Raw genomic sequence first — 19,993 nt, 5'->3', positions numbered from 1 at the left:
GTGATAAATGTTAAAAATCGGGTCCGCGAATAACAATACTTCCGTATGGAGCCTGATATTTGGGCTCTGTGGGGGGAGTAAAACAAATATAAGGATTGGATTCTGTCAGATTGGCAGAAGTGTCGGCTTTCTGTATTGCCGACGGGAAATGATGTTGTACTTTTTGATGGTCTTCGGATGCTTCCTTGATGGCCTTGATGACGCTCAGAATGTCTTCTTCGAGCGCTTTGGCCTCGGGCTGCTGGATGAACTCATCGTAGGATATATCGGTGAGCGCAAACCTCAGTGCCTGCTGATAGGTCTGCGCTTCCATGCCTGTTGCCGCAAGGACAACCAAGAGGGCGGTGATATATCTGTTTACCATTCTATTTTTTTTGTTATGAAGCTTTGTTGGCTTCGTGTTGATGATTTTCCTTTGAGAGGTTGATTTCTTCGTGAAGTCTATTTTCTTCGCAAGTCGAGTTGAGTTGACTTCACTGCAACTCTTACGAGCAAAGATAATGCCAAAATGACCATGCCCTCAGCGTAGTCCTGCCATATCTGCAGGAAAAGTGCCACGACGATGAGTGCTGCCCATACGTTGTAATACCAGTGCACACGATGCTGACGCATCTTCTTGGTGACGCTCCATACGAAGATGAGGTTCAGCGGGTTGAGGATGAGTGTCTGGAAATTGATCTGCACGGTGGGGTGTTGCGAGAACACCATGGCAAGGAGAATCAGTCCTGGCAGTCCGGTAAGTACGAGCAGGGCTGTGTCAATCCACCAGAAATTCTTCTTTCTGCGCCATTCCGTGAGGCTGAGCAGGATAACAATCACCAAGATGCCTGTCGCTACCATGAAAGGAGAGATGACGTCGGCTATAGTAGTTCCTGTCTGAGAGTTCTCCTTGTCTGCATCTGCAGCCATCACTACTTCCTTGGGTGAAATGAGATAGAAGGTGCTGTCTACCAGTTTGATGTATCTTGGTTCTTGTGGATAAACTGTTGTCGACGGAATAGGCTGCTGGGCTGTGTCCTTACGGGCTTCCACTGCGAAGTCCATGGAGAGGTTGTCGGGCAGGAACTCCCATTCCTGTTTGTTTATTGCACGGTCGGCTCGGAAGCCCAGGAGCAGGTCGTTTCCGAAGCGTGCCCAACGGTGATGGGCGTTCAGGCGGTGAATCTCCTCACGATAGGTGGAGAGGGTCGTTTTGATCTCGAAGTTGGTGCTGTTGGTCGCCAAGTGGTTGATGATCATGTTGCGTGCACGTGTGGTGCAGTTGTCATAGAAGAAGTTGTAGCGGTAGGTGCGGTTCTCCTCCTGGTTGTTCTTCTCCACGGCAGTAAGGATGTTCCATTTCTCGTTTCGTGTCAGGGCAAGGCGCTGTTGTCTTACCCATCTGCCTTCGTAGGAATACTCCGCCATGAAACGATCCATGGGGATGATGCCTAACTGATAGTCGGTGAGCCCGAAGACGAAGCGCGGCACAAAAAAGTCCTGGTTGAAGGAGAACATGCCCCAGTTGACAGCCACGTCATTGCCATGGGCACGGTCTTCTATGCGAAGAGCGGTGTGTCCATAATACGACCAAACCTCCTGTCCCGGTCCGCAGGTCAGGAGTGAAATATTCACGGAGTCGACCCATTGGGGTGCTTCCGTCTGTTGTGCAGAAGCCTTAGTCGTTAAAATGATTAACAAAACGGCAAAAATGCACCTAAAATTATATTTAAAACGTTTCACGATGCAAAAATACCTTATTATTTTGGATTTTCCTTCTTTTATCTCGATTTTTTTCAATACTTTTGCACTCTGAATATAATTTTGAACAATTATCATAGGATGAAAAAACTATTTTTGGCGGCTCTCATGATGAGCTTGGCTCTGGCAGTGAATGCCCAGAGCGGCATGAATTCTCCATACAGTCAGTGGGGGTTGGGCTTATTGTCCGACCAGACTTCTGGTTTCAATGCAGGTATGAATGGAGTGGGACTTGGCTTTCATGAGCACAATCAGGTAAATTATATCAACCCGGCTTCTTATTCTTCGGTCGACTCGCTGACATTCCTTTTCGATGCCGGCATCTCGGGTCAGATCAGCAATTTCAATGAGAACGGCGTGAAGAAGAACGCCAAGAATGCCAACTTGGACTATGTGGTTGCTGCTTTCCGTGCTTTCCGCCACATGGGTGTGAGTTTCGGTATCCTGCCTTTCTCCAACGTGGGCTATAACTATTCTGTGTCGGGATGGGTGAACGAAGAAACCAAGGAAGATTATTACACCAATACCTATGAGGGTGATGAGGGATTCCATCAGGCTTACGTGGGTTTGGGCTACATGCCAGTGAAGGGACTGTCGGTGGGTGCCAACATCTCTTACCTGTGGGGCAAGTACAACCGTACCGTCACCAACAGCTACAGCAATTCGTATATCAACTCGCTCTCGCGCAACTATTCGGCAAGAGTGGGAAGCTATAAGCTCGACTTCGGTGTGCAGTATACGCAGCGTGTGTCGAAGAAGGACTGGGTGACACTGGGTCTTACCTATTCGCCCAAGCATAATTTAGGTGCCAGCGCCGATATGTATCAGGTGAAGACAAATGCTATGGATGGCTCGCTCGACACCACATCCTTTTCTATTGACAAGGCTTTTGAACTGCCTCACATGGTGGGAGCAGGATTGATGTGGAATCATGCGGCACAGTGGAAAGTGGGTCTCGACTACACTCTACAGATGTGGGAAGACCTCAAGGCGCCTGTCTTCGACGGAAGAAACTATGTGCTGAAGGACGGCTGCTACAGCAACCGTCATAAGATCAACCTCGGTGCACAGTACTGCTATGGTGAGTACAGCCGCCGTTTCTTGCAGAGAGTACAGTATCGTGCCGGTGTGAGCTACACCACTCCTTACGTGAAAATCAATGGACAGGACGGACCCAAGGAATTTGCGGTAAGTGCCGGTTTCGGTATTCCTATCGTCAACTCCTACAACAGCCGTTCATTCCTCAATATCAGCGGTCAGTGGGTGAAACGCTCTGCCAAGGACCTTATCAAGGAGAATATTTTCCGCATCAACATAGGCTTCACCTTCAACGAGGATTGGTTCAAGAAGTGGAAGATGCAGTAAACAGTACGGAATTTCTGTGCTGAATGCTGTTTTCGGAAAATTCGGAATGTTCGGGAAACTTCAGGAAGCCTCGAAGTTAGATGAGAGATGTATCAGACCGTTTTCTGAAGTGAGAGGAATTTGCTGAAGTGAGAAAGGTTTGGAAAACTTTCGAGAAGTTTTGAAAAACGAGTGAAGTTTTGGAAATTGCGAGAAGTTTTGAGTATAAATGTTTTATTGTTTGATTGTCAAGCAAACAAGCTGTTGTCTTAACTCCTTTAACTCCTTAACTCCTTAAAAAAGCTCCTTAGAAAAATTCCTTAGAAAAACTCCCGAATAAGACTCCCCTCCGGCGAAACTTGAATTATTTATATATTATTAATGTATAGAACAAGGCATTTTATATATGGACTTATCGCTCTCCTGCTGATGGCTGCATGTCAGGAGCAGGTGGAGCATACGGCTCCTGCCATCAGGGCACGCGACTCCGTGGCAATGATGACTTCTTATGGTGTCAACACACTCATCAGCGACTCTGGCGTCATCAAGTATCGCATTGTTACTGAGCGATGGGAGGTGAATGTCAACAAGCATCCGTCGCAATGGATTTTTGACAAAGGCATACTCCTGGAGCAGTTCGACGACAAGTTTCATATCAACAGTTATATACAGTGCGACACGGCTTATTATTTTGACCAGCTCAGAATATGGAAACTCTATGGTCGTGTGAGAATTCTCACCAAGGACGGCTTGCGCTTTATGAGCGAGCAACTTACATGGGATGAGAATAAGCACGAACTGTCGAGCCATGTGTTCAGTAAACTCATCACGCCTGAGCGTACCTTGCAGGGCACGCACTTCTGGAGCGACGAGAAGATGACGCGTTATTATGTGAGCAACTCGAAGGGTAGTTTCGAGAAGAGCGACATGACAGGATCGGGAGCAAGCGATACCTTGCGCTCGCAGCCTGACTCGGTGAAGGGAAACCTTCGACAGAGAGCCACTCCGCAGCGTGCTACTACCATCCCTCTGATGCACTAATGTCATGACAGAAACAGACAAAAATATATGGAAGTAGGAATAAATCTTGTGATAGGCATATTGGTTACGCTCTTGTTCTCTGCCTTTTTCAGTGGCATGGAGATAGCCTTTGTGTCTTCCAACCGAATGCTTGCCGAGATGGATAAGGACAAGAACAAGAACGGGGTGACCCAGCGATTGGTCTCGCTCTTCTATAACCATCCCAACGGCTTTGTCAGCACCATGCTCGTGGGCAACAATATCGCTCTTGTGGTGTATGGCATACTGATAGCGCGATTGTTCGACAATACAATTTTTCATGGTATGGATGCGGCTTTCACTGTGCCTGCTGATACCATTCTCTCGACCATCATCGTGCTTTTTACGGGCGAGTTCTTGCCCAAGACCCTTTTTAAGGCGAACCCCAACCGACTGTTGAACTTCTTTAGCCCCATGGCCTATGTTTGTTATGTCCTGCTGTGGCCCATCAGTGTGTTCAGCACTTTCCTGAGCAGAATCCTTTTGAGATTGGTGGGAGTGAAGATGGACAAGGAGGCTGAGGACGAAGGCTTCTCGAAGGTTGACCTCGACTATCTGGTGCAGTCGAGTATCGATAATGCAGAGAAAGACTCCGATATTGATGACGAGGTGAAGATCTTCCAGAATGCACTCGACTTCTCCGACACAAAGGTGCGCGACTGCATGGTGCCGCGAACCGAAATTCAGGCCGTAGAGACCGATGCCTCGCTCGATGAGCTCCGCCAGAAATTCATTGAGAGCGGAAACTCTAAAATCATTGTCTACGAAGAGGATATTGACCATATCGTTGGCTATATCCACAGCTCTGAACTCTTCCGCAATCCTGCCCGATGGCAAGACCATGTGCGCAAAATGCCTTTTGTGCCCGAAACCATGCAGGCACAGAAGCTGATGCAGATTTTCCTGCAACAGAAGAAGTCGTTGGGCGTAGTGGTTGACGAGTTTGGTGGAACCAGCGGACTTGTGAGCCTGGAAGACATTGTGGAGGAAATCTTCGGCGATATAGAAGACGAGCACGACTCGTCCAAGTATGTTGCCAAAAAGACCGAGGACGGTGATTATCTGCTGTCGGCACGCTTGGAGATAGACAAGGTGAACGAACTCTTTGATCTTGATCTTCCCGAGAGTGATGAATATATGACTGTGGGTGGCTTGATTCTGCACGAATATCAGAGTTTCCCAAAGCTGAACGAAATCATCAAGTTCGGTAAGTATGAGTTCAAAATCATCAAGTCCACATCCCGCAAGATAGAGTTGGTACGTCTGCATTTGTTGCAGTAAAAAGCACTTGTTTAAGCCAACAAGTGCTTTTTTTATTTATAAAAATTGCAGTTTTTGCTTGATAAGGCTAAAAAACATAGTAAAAAATTCCCTTATTTGCGATTTTCTTTGTATTTTTGCAAGCAATTGGCTACATTTCTGATAATGAGCCTTCAACGAGAAACAAAAAATAAAAACAAAAATAATAATTAAAACGTAATGGCAGCATTAGGAACAATTAGAAAAAGAGGCGTGATACTGGTATGTATCATTAGTTTTGGCCTCTTTGCATTCATTGCCGAGGAAGGCTTCCGTTCGTGCGATTCTGCAAAGAACAACGAGCGCCAGCAAATCGGTGAAGTGTTAGGTGAGAAAATCAGCGTACAGGAATTTCAGAAGTTGCTCGATGAGTACACCGAAGTCATCAAGATGCAGCAGGGACAGGAAAATCTCCCTGAGGATCAGATGAATCAAATCAAGGATATGGTTTGGAACACATACGTTCAGAACCAGATCGTGGCTAAGGAAGCCAGCAAGTTGGGTCTTACCGTAACAGACGCTGAGCTCCAGGATATTTTGAAGACAGGTACTAACCCTATGCTTCAGCAGACTCCATTCGTCAATCAGCAGACTGGCCGCTTCGATGCAGCTTCTCTCCAGAAGTTCTTGGCTGATTACAAGGCTCAGAAGGCTAATCCTTCTGCCAATGCACAGATGATGGAGCAGTATGACAAAATCTTCAAGTATTGGTCGTTCATCGAGAAGACGCTTCGTCAGCAGACTTTGGCTCAGAAGTATCAGTCCCTCTTGGCTCACTGCTTCCTCTCTAACCCTGTAGAGGCTAAGATGGCTTTCAAGGAGGAGAACGAGGAGAGCCAGATTCAGTTGGCTGCTTTCCCTTACTCTGATATTCAGGACGACAAGGTGAAGGTTGAGGAAAGCGATCTGAAGGCTAAGTATGATGAACTGAAGGCTCGTTTCAAGCAGCCTGTAGAGAGCCGCGACATCAAGTTCGTTGATGTAGAGGTAAGTGCTTCTCAGACTGACCGCGTAGCTCTCAACAAGGAGTTCGCTTCTTTCCACAAGCAGTTGGCAGAGGCTGCCGATCCTGCTGAGGTTGTACGCAAGTCTGCTTCTACTGTGGCTTACCTTGGTTTGCCTGTCAGCAAGACTGCTTTCCCATCAGATATCGCTTCTGAACTCGATTCTCTCGCAGTGGGTGCTACTTCTGCAGTGAAGGTTAATGCTGGTGACAATACTTTGAATATCGTCAAGCTCGTCAGCAAGCAGCAGTTGCCCGATTCAATCCAGTATCGTGCCATCCAGGTGGCTGCCAATACTGTAGCCGAGGCTAAGGTGAAGGCTGACTCTATCCAGGGAGCTATTGCTGGTGGTGCTGACTTCGAGGCTGTTGCCAAGAAGTACGGTCAGACAGGCGAGAAGGCTTGGATGACTACCAAGCAGTATGAGTTTGCTCAGAGCATGGACAAGGACAACAAGACTTTCATCAATACTCTGAATACTGCATCTGTCAATGCTTTGAACACGATTCAGTTGGGGCAGGGTTATGTTGTTCTCCAGGTTCTCGACAAGAAGGGTATGGTAGAGAAGTACATGGCTGCTGTGATCAAGAAGCCTATCGATTTCTCACAGGATACTTATCGTGCTGCTTACAACAAGTTCTCAAGCTTCGTAAGCGCCAACGAGAAGTCTGAGGACTTGCTCAAAAACGCTGCGAAGAACGGTTACAAGGTTCAGGACTTGAAGGACGTTACTACAAATGCTCACTACGTAGCCAACATCCACGCTACACGTGAGGCTTTGAAGTGGATCTTTGACAGCAAGGAAGGTGCTGTTTCTCCTCTCTATGAGTGTGGCGACAACAACCACTTGTTGGTTATTGTTCTTGACAAGATTCATCGTATCGGTTACCGCGGATTGGACGACGCTCAGGTGAAGGAAATGGTAAAGGCTGAGGTCATCAAGGATAAGAAGGCTCAGATGATCGAGGAGAAGTTGAATGGTGTGAAGAGCATCGCAGCTGCCAAGGCTAAGGGTGGCAAGGTTTCTTCTGTCAACCAGATCACTTTCGCAGCTCCTGTGTTTATCGCAGCTACTGGAGCCAGCGAGCCAGCTCTCTCTGGTGCAGTTTCTGCCACTAAGAAGGGTGCTTTCTCTGCTCACGCTGTTAAGGGCAATGCCGGTGTTTATCTCTTCCAGGTAACCAACAAGGCTAATCGTTCTGTTAAGTTCGACGAGAAGGCTATGGAGCAGAAGTGCCGTCAGAAGGCAATGCAGTATGCAGGAAACTTCATGAACGAGCTTTATATGAAGGCTCATGTAGTTGACAACCGCTACTTGTTCTTCTAATTCTTTAGAAATACTTGTTTTCTGATTATTCAGAACAAAACGTATCAATATTTTTTTGAGGGTGTGTCATTAACTGGTGTTATGACACACCCTCATTTTTTTCTTTTTCTTATTCTTATTCTTATAAGTTCTGCTAAAGTAGTAGATTGCAGAATATACACAATGCATGATGGGATATCTGGAAAGAATAGAAATGCCTCGAAATATGAAAGCGGCTTCGATAGTCAATGAAGCCTATTGCGTAGAGCAATGAAAGCGGCTTCGTAAGCAGTTGAAGCCTATTGCATTATACTGATAGAAACTATAAGTAGAGAAACGATTATATCTTACGGTTGTTTGGAAAGTTGGAAATAGCTTTGTAAGCTTTTTCTCATTTTTTGCACTACAAAAAAAACTGCGACAACGAGGATTTTTATCCTTGTGTCGCAGCCTTTGATATCCTTTCAGCGAAAATCTTTCAGCGAAAATCCTTCATCGAAAATCCTTTCAATTAAATGCTTTTTTCTTTAGGAAAGTATTACAGACTCCACCAGTGCTTTTTCTTGTGATGCTCTTGTTGTGCGCCCATGCTTTCTCTGATGAGCGCTCTGTAGCTTTTTCCCTGGCTGATTATCTGATAAATCTGTCCCCAGTCGGGTAGACCGCCAATGTTACGGTCATCAATGAAGTAATCAGCTTTGAGCTTACGTGAGAAATGATTGTTGTTTTCGTAGCTTTCCTCGGGATAATCCTTGTTGACAGCCCAGAATTCAACTCCTCTTTCCTTGCACCAGTCCACAGCCTCCTGCAGCAGTTCGCCTTCACGAACTGACCACAGGATGAGGCGGTGCTGGTCTCTTATCAGCATTTTCAACGTCTCGATGGCGAATGGAATCTCGCGTCCTATCTTGGGATATTCGTGAGTTACTATTGTGCCGTCGAAGTCTACTGCTATTGTTGCCATAAGTCGTTTTCGTTTTAACGTTTTACGCTATTGTCGTTCTGGTCGCCGTAGTGGCTGTTGTTATAGTTGCCATAGCTTCCGTATACAGAACTGCCGTAACCCTTGTAAGAGCCGTATTTGCCATATTTGCCGTACTTTCCGTACTTTCCGTAGCCGTAATAGTAGCCATACTTTTTCTTCGACAGATCGACACCGTTTAGCACAATCGACATCTTAGGCATCTTTTTGTCGTGGTTCAGCGCATTGATGAGATCGAAACTTGATTTTGGAGTATAGTCTGCACGGCACAGGTAAACCGTAGCATCGGCGATGCGGCTAATCTGCAGTGTGTCGGATACAAGACCTACTGGAGCTGTGTCAATCAAAATATAGTCGTAGTGTTCTCTTAGCTGCGCCATGATGTCATCGAGACTGTGACGTGCAATCAACTCAGCAGGGTTTGGAGGAATAGGTCCTGCCATCAGTATGTCGAGGTTCTTGTTGACACCCGAATTGATAATCTGTGCCTCGATGTCCTGCCATGTGTTGTGGTCTTTGGTGAGCAACGGAGTGATACCATGATGATGGTCGTCGATTTCGAAGAGTTCTGCCAGTCTTGGCTTACGGATGTCGAGACCCAGAATGATGGCTTTCTTGCCCAACAGGGCGAAGCTGATGGCCACATTCGATGCTGTGAATGTCTTTCCTTCGCCTGATTGGGTAGAGGTGAACATGATGACTTTTTCGTCCTCTTTCAGCATAAACTGAAGGTTGGTTCTCAGTCCACGGAATATTTCCTCCATCAGGTTGTTCTTGTTTTCGTGCACCACGATGTCTGCCTTGCTCTTTGCACTGTCGCTTGCCACTGCCACATCAGCGAGAATAGGCAGTGTGGTGAGTTTCTCCACATCGTCGTGACCCTCAATCTTGTAGCGGAAGAGCTGTATCAGGAAGAGGATGGCGGCAGGAATGGCGATGCCCAATACGAAGGCGATGAGCATGATGATAGAGCTCTTGGGGCTTATTTTTCCGCTGAATACAGGCTCATCGATGAGCTTACCTTTGTCGGCTGTGGCGGCAAGCGAGATGGAGTTCTCCTCACGCTTCTGCAGCAACATCAGGTAAAGTCCAGACTTCACTTCTTGTTGTCTGCCTATCTGTGTCAGCATTCGCTCCTGTTCAGGTGTCTCACCTATCTGTCCCTGATATTTGTTGGCCTGCGATGCGATGCTGTTGCGCTGAATCTCCATGTTGGTGCGTGCCTGTTTCATGGCACGGCGGATTGACGAGCTGAGGTCGTCGAGCTGTGCTGTGAGCGGTGTCACAGTAGGCGAAGTTTCGTTGGCGCTGTGCAGCAGTTGGTTGCGTTGTAGAGCTATTCTGTTGTATTCGTTGATGAGTGCAGTGGCACTCTCGTCGCTCAGACCCACGTTGGATGGGATAGGCTGATGATTGTTGTTGGGTTCATTCATGTATTTGTTCAGTTCGTCGAGCAATGCCAGCTGTGTGTTGGCTTCTGTCAGGCGCTTGCTGAACTCGTCGGCATTCGATACTGCTTGTGTGGCGTTTATTTTCAGTTCCACCATCTGGTTGCGCTTCTTGAAGTTCTCCAACTCACCTTCTGTGTTGCCCAGTTCGGCGTTGATTTTCTCCAGACGGTTGTTGATGAACTGCTCTGTGCGCACGGCAATGAGGTTCTTGTCTTCGTTGGCCTGTCGGTTGTAGACGATAGCTAATTGCTTCAGATAGTCGATGGCACGCTGTGGGAACTCATCGCTCAACACAAGCTGTGCGATAGTCGTAGTCTTCGAAGTCTGGCTTACGGTCAGACTGCCGGCATACTTGCCTGCTGCCCATACTGGCGAGCTCAGTGTCACCTCGAGTACTTGCCCATCGGCAAGTGTGCGATATTCGTTCTGAGTCAGCGTGATGATGCCCACACGTGTGCCAATCATGGCTGGCAGGCGGCTGAAAGTCCTGTTGATGTTCTTGCTTGTCACCTCCTGCGTGTTCTCACCGGCAGGCATATAGTAGGTTCCTGTCACATGATAGTTGTTGCCTTCGCGGGTAATGTTCAACTGTATAGGCGCACACAACTTCTTCAGGTGAACCAAGTCCATGTCGACGTTGATTTCCTGGTTTCGGTACAAGGTGGCGTCCTTGATGTGGCCCGGATGGCGATAGGTGACGTAGAGCTTCAGATCGGTGACAGCCTGCTGCGCCAGGTTGCATGAGCTTAGGATTTCCATCTCGTTGTCGATACCAGTCGAGTTGGAAATAATGCCCAGGTTGGAGGTGTTCATGATACTGTTGCCTCTGTTTCTCGATTGTGTCTCGTCCTTGATGAGCAACTTTGCCTGTGCCTGATAGATAGGCGTGGTGTATCGCAGATAAATGTAGGCAACTCCTAAACAGATGATGATGGACAATACAAACCATTTCCAGTTGAGCACCAGAATGGTGTAAATCTGCTTGATGTCGAAAGAAGACTTCTCCTCCTCATCTTGTAGGTATTCCTGTTTCAGATACTTTGTTTCTTCCATTATGTTGATCTTTTCTTTATAATATATAATAGGTATACATATTTATATATAGGCATTTTATCTCTTGGCCAGTTCGAGCAAATACTTGCCGTAGTTGTTCTTCATCATTGGCTTGGCGAGTTCTTCCAGCTGCTTGGCGTTGATCCATCCCTGTTTGAAGGCTATTTCCTCCAGACAAGCCACTTTAAGTCCCTGTCGTTTCTCAATCACCTCGATGAAGGTGCTGGCTTCCGACAGACTGTCGTGTGTTCCAGTGTCGAGCCATGCAAAACCTCTCTGCAGGGTGCGTACCTTCAGCACGTTCTTGCCCAGATAATGCTGATTGACGGAGGTTATCTCCAACTCACCACGTGCGCTTGGCTTGATGTTCTTAGCCACCTCTACCACGTCGTTGGGGTAGAAGTAGAGTCCCACCACTGCATAGTTGCTCTTCGGATGCTCAGGCTTTTCCTCGATGCTGAGGCAGTTGCCGTCCTTGTCAAATTCAGCCACGCCGTATCTCTCTGGATCGTTCACATAGTATCCGAAGACGCTCGCCTTTCCTTCTTCGGTAGCCTTCACACTCTCTTTCAGCAGGGCTGAGAAACCTGCGCCATAGAAGATGTTGTCGCCCAATACCAGGCACACATTGTCATCGCCGATAAACTTCTCGCCGATGATGAAAGCCTGTGCCAGTCCGTCGGGTGATGGTTGCTCGGCATATTCGAACTTCACCCCCAACTCGCTTCCGTCACCCAAGAGGCGCTTGAATCCCGGCAAGTCGTAGGGAGTGGATATGATGAGTATTTCCCTGATGCCAGCCAGCATGAGTACCGAAATGGGATAATAGATCATGGGCTTGTCGAAGATAGGTATCAACTGCTTGCTGATGCCTTTCGTGATGGGGTAGAGGCGTGTGCCCGAACCACCTGCTAAAACGATACCTTTCATATTCTTTAGTTTATGTTGTTTCTTATTGTGTCAATTTTTCAAGTTTTGAAACTTCTGTCAATACGCCTTCTTGTCGGGCATGATGATGCTCTTGGCTGTGAGGAAGATGATGCGTATGTCGAGCCAGAACGACCAGTTCTCCAAGTACCAGATGTCGCGTCGCACGCGTTCCTCCATCTGCCAAAGTTCCTTGGTCTCGCCACGATAGCCTGTCACCTGTGCCCATCCTGTGATGCCTGGTTTGGCGAAGTGGCGCACCATGTACTTGTTGATGATGGTGCCGTATATCTCGGTGTGGTGCAGCATGTGTGGTCGTGGCCCCACGATACTCATGTCGCCTCGCAGCACATTGAGGAACTGCGGAAACTCGTCGATGTTGGTCTTTCTCATGAAGTTGCCAAAGGCAAACTTGCGTGGGTCGTGCTCCGTAGCCTGTGCCAGGTCGGCATCCTTGTTAATGTGCATCGAGCGGAATTTAATGCACTTGAAGGTCTTGCCGTTGATGCCCGTTCTGTCCTGACGGAAGAAGATGGGGCCGGGGCTCTGTAGCTTGATGATGAGCGCGATGATGGGGATGAATGGCAGCATGCACAGGCAGGCGATGCCGCTCACCACCAGGTCGAACGAGCGCTTGATGACACGGTTGGTGGTGTTCGACAGCGGCTCGATATGGTTGGTGTACAGACTCTTTCCCATAAACTGCAGCGCATCGAGGTGCAGCTTGTAGCCCTCAAATTGGCGTGGCAGATAGTAGAAGTGAATCACGTTCTTGTCGCAGTACTGCATCAGCCTGATTACCTCCTTCGACTGGTCGTGCGACAGACAGCAGAACATCTCGTGCATATTGGTAGGTGCTCCGTGAATCGTGTTGTTGATCGAGCTGTCCACGATCTCGTTCAGTTCTGTCAAGTTTCCCAACCGTACAAACTCCTTGGGCGCTCCGACAATGTCGGCATCAGCAAAGTATCCGTTCACCCGATAACCTGCCGAAGGGTCTTCCACCAGAGTGTTGTACATGTCGAGCACAGCAGGGTCGTTGCCCACGAAGATGGCAGTGCGGCTGTTGTAGCCTTTGGTGCGGAAATATTTCAAGACCTCCAGTTCCAGTGCCCTTGAAAAGACAAGGATGACGTAGAACGAGCCCAAAAACAGCAAACTGAAATAGAACAGTCCGCCATAGTTGATCAGGAGTCTGATGGAAAGAAAGAACAGGATGGAAGCCAGTCCGCTCAAGCAGAAGGTGCGCTTGCACACCTGCATGAAACTCACCCTTCTGATGTGGATAATGGTGGAGTACATGCTCTCGGCGATGAACATCGATGCATTGGCTGCGAAAAAAGTCATTTTCGTTGACAGGTCGAATGCTGCTGGCGAAATGTCTGGTGTGAGCAGAATATATGCCAGCAACACCAGGTTGAGGATGGCAAAGTCTACTACAATGACAATTCTTTTGACCAGTATATTACCTTTGTTTCTTTCCATTTCTTCGTGATTAAGTTATTCTCACCTCTTACTTGAGGGATAGTCTGTTCCCGTTTCTGCTTTGCAAAGATACAGCAAATCGAATGCATAACATCAAGCTTGCTTGAATGTTTTGCTGAGATGCAGCGTATTTTCTGCAAAAATACAGCAAATCGAATGCATAACATCAAGCTTGCTTGAATGTTTTGCTGAGATGCAGCGTATTTTCTGCAAAGATAATTATTTTTATTTAATAAGGTATAAAAAAAGACCAGAAATGTAGTAAAAAAATGATTTACGTCAAAAAACACCCCGTCAATTTTGATATATTGTAATTTTATTGTACTTTTGCAAGTAATTTTAATTTGTATGAATCATAAATAACGAATAATGGGAGTATTTTCAAAACTATTCGGCCGCAAGACCGAGGATAAAAAAGTAGGCGGCATGGAAGACTACATGACGCTTGTCAGAGTGTATTTCCAGGCAGCCCTTGCTTCACAGTTGGGCATCACCAATTTGGCAATGTTGCCCGACCTTCGTGCCTTCAAGACTACATTCCGCGTTCCTACCCAGAACAACAAGTTGGGCCTGGGCGAGAAGGCGCATGTCAAGAAGATGATGAAGAGTGTCTATGATACCGATGACAATTTCTTCAAGGAGATTGACCAGAGCATTAGCAAGAAGTGTCACAAGTTGCAGGATGTCAATGTGTATCTCATCCAGTTCCAGACCTTCACCCAGGACCTCATGATGCTTCTGGGCAACCTGATGAAGTTCAAACTCCGTCTGCCAGGTTTCATGAAGAAGGCGCTCTACACCATGACTCAGAAAACCGTCGACGATATCTTCAACAAGAATGACTTCAACGACGCCAGTGTGGTGAAGACCGTCATGCAGCTTCGTCAGCTCGACAAGCAGCTGTGCTTCAGCCAGCAGTGGGTCACCGATTTCGCCTTCCAGGTGTTGATGCTTGCCAAGAAGGAGCCACGTCCATCCGATGAGGAAATCGAGAAGGCAAAGGGAAAGTTGGGCAAGTAATTTCACTTAATTTGTATCAAATTCACAAATAGTTGACGGAATATTTGCAATTTTGAAATATTTCCGCTATATTTGTACCCAAAATAGAGAGTAATGAGTGCTGATGAAAAGACAATCAATACGTTTGCCACACGTGTTAGGCAGTTGATTCTTGAGTTTGGAAAGCTCAAGCAGGAGAATGCCGAGCTCTACGAGATGGTGGATGAGCGCGACGCCCAAATCAAGGCGCTGCATGAGAAGTTGTCCCAGGCAGAGCACGATTACAACAGCCTGAAAATGGCTAAGATGATGACAATTTCGGATGCCGACATGGAAGCTACGCAGAAGCGCGTCGCCAAGCTCATCCGTGATGTCAACAAGTGTATAACGCTACTGAGCAATCAATAAGTCGGAGCGATGGCAGATCAGGAACAAGAGAAATTACTCATAAGATTACATATCTATGACACCGACCTCTCGGTCAAGATACCGCGAGAGGACGAGGAGTACTATCGTAAGTCAGGCAAACTGATTAACGATATTGTCAACTCGTATTCCAAGATTTTCAAGGGACGCAAGAGCGACAAGGAGATTCTTTACATGTCACTCCTCGATATCGCCTTGAGATATGAGAAGGAGTCGGGTCGTAACGATACTGCACCTTATCACGATATTCTCACCCGCCTTACTGCCGAGATTGAGGACACCCTGAAGTAGTAAGAGTGTTTTTCTCCGTCCGTTTGTTTGCCCCGTTGTCTTAAGGATGCCGGGCAGTAGCTGTTGCACAGGCGAGAATATTAATAAATCATTTATATATAATAAAATAATGGTAGTAACAATCATAGCAACCCTTGTAGCCCTCGTATTGGGAGGAGCCTTAGGGTTTTTTATTTTCCGTTATGTCATTACAGGGAAATATAACGAAATGATCGCCGCCGCCAACAAGGAGGCGGAAGTAGTGAAGGAAAAGAAACTGCTCGAAGTAAAGGAGAAGTTCCTCAACAAGAAAGCAGAGCTGGAGAAAGAGGTGCAGCAGCGCAACTCACGCATTCAGCAGAGCGAGAACAAGCTCAAGCAGCGTGAGATTTCGCTCAACCAGCGCCAGGAAGAGCTCGGCCGCCGCAAGCAGGAGGTAGAGCAGAACAACCAGCGCGTGGAGAACGAGAAGAAGCTCCTCGCCCTGAAGCAGCAGGAGTTGGAGAAGATGCAGCGTCAGGAGCAGGAGAAGCTTGAGGAACTCTCTGGTCTGAGCGCTGAGGAAGCTAAGCAGCGCCTCATCGAGAGCCTGAAAGATCAGGCAAGACTCGATGCTGCAAGCTACGTCAACGAGATCATGGACGATGCCAAGCTCAATGCCAACCAGCAGGCCAAGAAGATCGTTATCCAGACCATCCAGCGCGTGGCCACAGAAACGGCTATAGAGAATTCTGTCAGTGTCTTCCATATAGACAACGACGAGGTGAAGGGCCGCATCATCGGTCGTGAGGGTCGCAACATTCGTGCCTTGGAAGCAGCCACTGGTGTCGAGATTGTTGTAGACGACACTCCTGAGGCCATCGTCATCTCTGCCTTCGACCCCGTGCGCCGCGAGGTATGTCGTCTGGCCCTCCACCAGTTGGTAGCCGACGGACGTATTCATCCAGCCCGTATTGAGGAAGTTGTAGCCAAGGTGAAGAAGCAGCTCGAGAATGAAATTATCGAAACCGGTAAGCGCACCGCTATCGACCTCGGTATCCACGGCTTGCATCCTGAGCTGATTCGTATCATTGGTAAGATGAAGTACCGTTCATCATATGGTCAGAACCTCTTGCAGCACGCACGCGAGACAGCCAACCTCTGTGCTGTCATGGCATCTGAGTTGGGCTTGAACCCCAAGAAGGCAAAGCGTGCCGGTCTGCTCCACGATATCGGTAAGGTGCCAGACGAGGAGAGTGAGTTGCCTCACGCACTCTATGGTGCCAAGATTGCCGAGAAGTTCAAGGAGAAGCCTGATATCTGCAATGCCATCGGTGCACACCATGACGAGATGGAAATGAACACTCTTCTTGCTCCAATCGTTCAGGTTTGCGATGCTATCTCTGGTGCTCGTCCTGGTGCTCGTCGCGAGATTGTTGAGGCATACATCAAGCGTCTCAACGACCTTGAGGCAATAGCCATGAGTTATCCTGGTGTTACCAAGACCTATGCCATCCAGGCAGGACGTGAACTTCGCGTCATCGTGGGAGCCGACAAGATGAACGACGAGGAGAGCACCAAGCTCTCTGACGAGATTGCCACCAAGATTCAGAACGAAATGACCTATCCTGGTCAGGTGAAGATCACCGTCATCCGCGAGACCCGCAGCGTAGCATACGCCAAGTAATCGAAAGTATAATAACACTTGATTAATATCGAGGGAGCTGTCTGATGAGACGGCTCCCTTTTTTCTTACGACATGGGCGAAGTCAAAATTCGAAAATGACTAATGACTAATGACTATAATTCGGAAAATTAAAATGACTAATGTGACATATGTCTTTCCCTCGATAGTGTCATCATGTGGGTCTTAATAGATGACCAAAGCTGCTCATCTATTATGACCTCTCTTGGTCATAATAGATGCCTTCTGCAGGGCTCTTGGAGCATTTGTAAAAGAACAGAGATAAGACTTACATCAAGGTTTATGCAGCAAACAGCAACCATAGGTGAATATAGTTTCATCTCTCCACATAACTCTATTAGTGAACTAATGGAAGCATATTTGTCTCTCTGAAGATTTGACTGATTAAGTTTAGTCATTAGTCATTATCGCATTTTAGGCATACGATTATGTGGTGATATGGTGAAAAACTTCCTCTTAGGCATACGAGTGCATGCCCGTGAGGAAGTAGTTTACTCCGAAATATGTCATGACGATGCTCAGGAAGGCAAGGGTCATGTAGACGTGGTAGGCGAGGGGCTTGCGGAACAGGGGCAGGCTCTGTGTATGAGCCACTACGGCGTAAATCATAAAGGTGATGAGCGCCCAGGTTTCCTTGGAATCCCAACTCCAGTAGTTGCCCCAGCTCACGTTTGCCCAGATTGCACCGATGAAGATGCCGAACCCCATACAGGTCAAGGCTGGATAGAGGAAGACACGGCTCAATGCTTGCAGTTCCTCGCCGTGGCTGCGCATACAGATACCCATGATGCCACAGATGAAAGTGAGTGACAACAAGGCATAGCTCATCATGATAATACTTACGTGGATGCTGAGCAGCGGACTATTCAATACTGGCATCATCTGCCCTATGGCAGGGTCCATCTGGTTGATGTGGCTTACGAGCAAGAAGAAGCCTGACAATAAGAATCCAAATACCATCACGATGCGGATTCTGAACTGCATCAAAAGGGCAATCAGCATCACAAGCCAAGCTACGCTCAACATGCTCTCATATCCATTCGACAAAGGTACGTTGCCACTGATGATCCATCTTAGCGCAAGTCCAAAGGTCAAGGCAAGGAAGGAGATGCCCAATAGGATAGGGAGGGCGATATCCAAAGCCTTGAAACTTCGCTTCTTGGTCATGCGATAGATGGTATAGAAGAGGGCGATGAAGCCCAGCGTCAGGTTCACCATGAAGAGGATGGTAGCGAATGGAAAGGCATTGTTGATGCGCTCTGCCTTATATTGGGTCTTCGAAGGCAAGGAGTTGCCACCGCTCACTTCCTGGTATTTCTTCATCTTGTCGAAGAAGATGTTTACTCGCTCCGTGTTTCCAGCCTTTACGTCGCCATAGAGCAACGAGAAGACGTTGGTGATATAGAGCGCATGCTGATGTTCCACTGCCTTAGGTAATCGGTCGGAAGGCGAGAACCAAGTGGTGGTACCAGCCTTGATGAATGGATTCTCCTTGGTGGCACGTACATTCTTAGGGAAGGTATAAGGCAATACCTTGAGCGATACGCCACGGCGCAAGTCCATTATGAGTTGTATCTTTCCATCGATGTCGGCAGCTTGCTGATGGAACTTGTCTTGTGCCCCATTGTAATATTCCTGCACATATTGGCCGATGATGTAACCGCCCATCTCCTTGTTGAAGAACTGGTTGATGGAGCAATAATCCGGCAAGTTCATCGCTGTCTTCAACTCTCCACTCTTCACCTTGATGAAGGGTTCGCTTGCCCATTCGTCTCCGTAGAATATCCAACCGGTCAAAACTTGTTCGGCTGTCAGTCCCTTGTAGCTTCTAGCACCATATATCTTCTTGCAGAAGTCGAGTGCGTAGGTTTGAACAGGACAGATGCGGTCGTTATAGAGGATATTCAACTCGCCAAACTTCTCTGCGGTAGCCTTTGGCAAGACTACGCTTTGTAGATTCTCCAGCGTAGAGCCTTCTGAGATTTCTTCCATGGCAGAACTACCACAACCTGCTGCCATCATTTGGTTGTAGGAAGTATGGTTGAATCCCATTCCTCCCATTCCGAAGAACAGGGCAATCATCAAAGCCCCCTTCTTCAGCAGCTGACTTGCCAATAGTTTGCGATAGCTTGCCTTAGGGTCGATGAGCATCCAAATCAGTGAGATGAAGAGGATGGCATAGCCTGTATAGGTGACAGGGATGCCGTATGGGTCGGCGTTGATGGCGAGTACGCTTCCCTTGCCGTCCTCATCATAGGAAGACTGGTAGAAGCGGTAGGAGCGATGAGAGTAGATATTATTCATCGACACCTGTCCTTCGCTCTTATCGTTGCCGTCGGTCACAGTAAACTTGGAAGAGTAGTCAGCGACCGCTTGGGTACCATCGTGCATCTTCGTCTCGAAGTTTTGCAGACAGAGCGAGAAAGGTAGTTTCTCCTCTTGCATCCCCATGCCATCTTGCGAATCGGAAGCTGCCATATAGGTATCGGTCGGTTGCCCTATACGTAGATGAATCATTCCTCTTTTGGCGGAGATATGCGTGAGCAGTGCGCCTGCGAGGATAATGACAAAGGAGAGGTGGAGTGCAAGCGTAGAGGCACGCTTCACCTTTCGCTTGATGATATAGAATACACCGAGGGCTGCCATTACTGCCCACATCAATATAAACCACCATGCGCCATAGTAGTGGGCATGGACATAGTCTGTACCCTGGCTCTTCTCCACGATGGTGGCGACAGCCATGCTAAGGAGAACAAGAATGTAAAGGGTGAAAATAATCTTTTTGACCATTTTGTTAATACAATTCGTTCATGTCGAAAAACATTAATCGCGTATGTTTGTTATAGGAAGAAAGCCATTCTCTGATTGGTCTTGCCATAATAATACCTCCTATTTTGTTGATTTTTGTATTTCTGCTGCAAAATTACGATTTCCTTTTGAGAAGACAATGCTTTTTAGACAAGT

15 protein-coding genes are annotated in these 19,993 nt (G+C 47.5%); 8 read left to right on the top strand and 7 right to left on the bottom strand.

Translation table 11 applies throughout. The features are described from left to right. Window positions 1-10: 10 nt before the first annotated feature. Together P3T48_RS11295 and P3T48_RS11290 are read right to left on the bottom strand one after the other, a co-directional pair. Complete coding sequence (locus P3T48_RS11295) at window positions 11-364, bottom strand: hypothetical protein (RefSeq protein ID WP_276506757.1); 354 nt, start codon at window positions 362-364, stop codon at window positions 11-13. 77 nt (window positions 365-441) lie between these two features. Continuing rightward, window positions 442-1,680, bottom strand: coding sequence for an Lnb N-terminal periplasmic domain-containing protein (locus P3T48_RS11290; RefSeq protein ID WP_276506756.1), 1,239 nt, complete (start codon window positions 1,678-1,680; stop codon window positions 442-444). A 141-nt stretch (window positions 1,681-1,821) separates the two neighbouring features. On the opposite strand from P3T48_RS11290, the gene bamG reads away from it, so the two are divergent. The 4 genes from bamG to P3T48_RS11270 all read left to right on the top strand — a co-directional run bounded on the left by bamG (window position 1,822) and on the right by P3T48_RS11270 (window position 7,773). After that, the gene (bamG, locus tag P3T48_RS11285) at window positions 1,822-3,105 is read left to right on the top strand and encodes a BamG family beta-barrel-assembly machinery protein (protein WP_276506755.1); all 1,284 of its coding nucleotides are present in this window, start codon (window positions 1,822-1,824) and stop codon (window positions 3,103-3,105) included. Window positions 3,106-3,465: 360 nt separating this feature from the next. Further along, on the top strand, window positions 3,466-4,125 hold the full coding sequence (locus P3T48_RS11280) for an LptA/OstA family protein (protein ID WP_022252795.1): 660 nt from the start codon (window positions 3,466-3,468) through the stop codon (window positions 4,123-4,125). 27 nt (window positions 4,126-4,152) lie between these two features. Next, window positions 4,153-5,424: a hemolysin family protein gene (locus tag P3T48_RS11275; protein WP_276506754.1), complete on the top strand. Its 1,272-nt coding sequence runs from the start codon at window positions 4,153-4,155 to the stop codon at window positions 5,422-5,424. A 198-nt stretch (window positions 5,425-5,622) separates the two neighbouring features. Continuing rightward, on the top strand, window positions 5,623-7,773 hold the full coding sequence (locus P3T48_RS11270; protein WP_022252797.1) for a peptidylprolyl isomerase: 2,151 nt from the start codon (window positions 5,623-5,625) through the stop codon (window positions 7,771-7,773). A gap of 517 nt (window positions 7,774-8,290) precedes the next feature. Here the strand turns inward: P3T48_RS11270 and P3T48_RS11265 are convergent. The 4 genes from P3T48_RS11265 to P3T48_RS11250 are packed head-to-tail and all read right to left on the bottom strand — an operon-like array spanning window position 8,291 to window position 13,650. Then, window positions 8,291-8,716, bottom strand: coding sequence for a BT0820 family HAD-type phosphatase (locus P3T48_RS11265; protein ID WP_276506753.1), 426 nt, complete (start codon window positions 8,714-8,716; stop codon window positions 8,291-8,293). A gap of 14 nt (window positions 8,717-8,730) precedes the next feature. Further along, on the bottom strand, window positions 8,731-11,238 hold the full coding sequence (locus P3T48_RS11260; protein ID WP_276506752.1) for a GumC family protein: 2,508 nt from the start codon (window positions 11,236-11,238) through the stop codon (window positions 8,731-8,733). 57 nt (window positions 11,239-11,295) lie between these two features. Beyond that, window positions 11,296-12,168, bottom strand: a complete 873-nt coding sequence (gene rfbA / locus P3T48_RS11255; protein WP_022251928.1) for a glucose-1-phosphate thymidylyltransferase RfbA — start codon at window positions 12,166-12,168, stop codon at window positions 11,296-11,298. A gap of 57 nt (window positions 12,169-12,225) precedes the next feature. Then, the gene (locus tag P3T48_RS11250) at window positions 12,226-13,650 is read right to left on the bottom strand and encodes an exopolysaccharide biosynthesis polyprenyl glycosylphosphotransferase (RefSeq protein ID WP_276506751.1); all 1,425 of its coding nucleotides are present in this window, start codon (window positions 13,648-13,650) and stop codon (window positions 12,226-12,228) included. A 369-nt stretch (window positions 13,651-14,019) separates the two neighbouring features. Here P3T48_RS11250 and P3T48_RS11245 point away from each other — a divergent pair, with 369 nt between their 5' ends. From P3T48_RS11245 to rny, 4 genes are all read left to right on the top strand, one after another. Next, window positions 14,020-14,670, top strand: a complete 651-nt coding sequence (locus P3T48_RS11245) for a DUF8491 family protein (protein ID WP_276506750.1) — start codon at window positions 14,020-14,022, stop codon at window positions 14,668-14,670. A gap of 93 nt (window positions 14,671-14,763) precedes the next feature. Further along, a complete protein-coding gene (locus P3T48_RS11240; protein WP_276506749.1) occupies window positions 14,764-15,057 on the top strand; it encodes a coiled-coil domain-containing protein in 294 nt (97 codons plus the stop codon). Between the two features lie 9 nt (window positions 15,058-15,066). Then, window positions 15,067-15,366 carry a cell division protein ZapA gene (locus P3T48_RS11235; protein ID WP_022251924.1) on the top strand — a complete coding sequence of 100 codons (300 nt, stop codon included), beginning with the start codon at window positions 15,067-15,069 and terminating at the stop codon, window positions 15,364-15,366. 109 nt (window positions 15,367-15,475) lie between these two features. After that, window positions 15,476-17,011 carry a ribonuclease Y gene (rny, locus tag P3T48_RS11230; protein ID WP_022251923.1) on the top strand — a complete coding sequence of 512 codons (1,536 nt, stop codon included), beginning with the start codon at window positions 15,476-15,478 and terminating at the stop codon, window positions 17,009-17,011. A gap of 474 nt (window positions 17,012-17,485) precedes the next feature. Here rny and P3T48_RS11225 read toward each other — a convergent pair whose 3' ends face one another. After that, window positions 17,486-19,819: a cytochrome c biogenesis protein CcsA gene (locus P3T48_RS11225; RefSeq protein WP_276506748.1), complete on the bottom strand. Its 2,334-nt coding sequence runs from the start codon at window positions 19,817-19,819 to the stop codon at window positions 17,486-17,488. Window positions 19,820-19,993: the final 174 nt, after the last annotated feature.

The organism is Segatella intestinalis, assembly GCF_029348455.1.
Lineage (GTDB): Bacteria > Bacteroidota > Bacteroidia > Bacteroidales > Bacteroidaceae > Prevotella.
Note: the sequence above shows the minus strand (reverse complement) of the source record. Positions and strands in the feature narration are given on the sequence as shown.

Excerpts from the sequence above, each read along its gene's own strand:
- P3T48_RS11225 (WP_276506748.1), bottom strand. The coding sequence starts at position 19,819 with ATGGTCAAAAAGATTATTTTCACCCTTTACATTCTTGTTCTCCTTAGC.
- P3T48_RS11275 (WP_276506754.1), top strand. The coding sequence starts at position 4,153 with ATGGAAGTAGGAATAAATCTTGTGATAGGCATATTGGTTACGCTCTTG.
- P3T48_RS11295 (WP_276506757.1), bottom strand. The coding sequence starts at position 364 with ATGGTAAACAGATATATCACCGCCCTCTTGGTTGTCCTTGCGGCAACA.
- rfbA (WP_022251928.1), bottom strand. The coding sequence starts at position 12,168 with ATGAAAGGTATCGTTTTAGCAGGTGGTTCGGGCACACGCCTCTACCCC.
- P3T48_RS11250 (WP_276506751.1), bottom strand. The coding sequence starts at position 13,650 with ATGGAAAGAAACAAAGGTAATATACTGGTCAAAAGAATTGTCATTGTA.
- P3T48_RS11265 (WP_276506753.1), bottom strand. The coding sequence starts at position 8,716 with ATGGCAACAATAGCAGTAGACTTCGACGGCACAATAGTAACTCACGAA.
- rny (WP_022251923.1), top strand. The coding sequence starts at position 15,476 with ATGGTAGTAACAATCATAGCAACCCTTGTAGCCCTCGTATTGGGAGGA.
- P3T48_RS11240 (WP_276506749.1), top strand. The coding sequence starts at position 14,764 with ATGAGTGCTGATGAAAAGACAATCAATACGTTTGCCACACGTGTTAGG.
- P3T48_RS11245 (WP_276506750.1), top strand. The coding sequence starts at position 14,020 with ATGGGAGTATTTTCAAAACTATTCGGCCGCAAGACCGAGGATAAAAAA.
- bamG (WP_276506755.1), top strand. The coding sequence starts at position 1,822 with ATGAAAAAACTATTTTTGGCGGCTCTCATGATGAGCTTGGCTCTGGCA.
- P3T48_RS11280 (WP_022252795.1), top strand. The coding sequence starts at position 3,466 with ATGTATAGAACAAGGCATTTTATATATGGACTTATCGCTCTCCTGCTG.
- P3T48_RS11260 (WP_276506752.1), bottom strand. The coding sequence starts at position 11,238 with ATGGAAGAAACAAAGTATCTGAAACAGGAATACCTACAAGATGAGGAG.
- P3T48_RS11235 (WP_022251924.1), top strand. The coding sequence starts at position 15,067 with ATGGCAGATCAGGAACAAGAGAAATTACTCATAAGATTACATATCTAT.
- P3T48_RS11270 (WP_022252797.1), top strand. The coding sequence starts at position 5,623 with ATGGCAGCATTAGGAACAATTAGAAAAAGAGGCGTGATACTGGTATGT.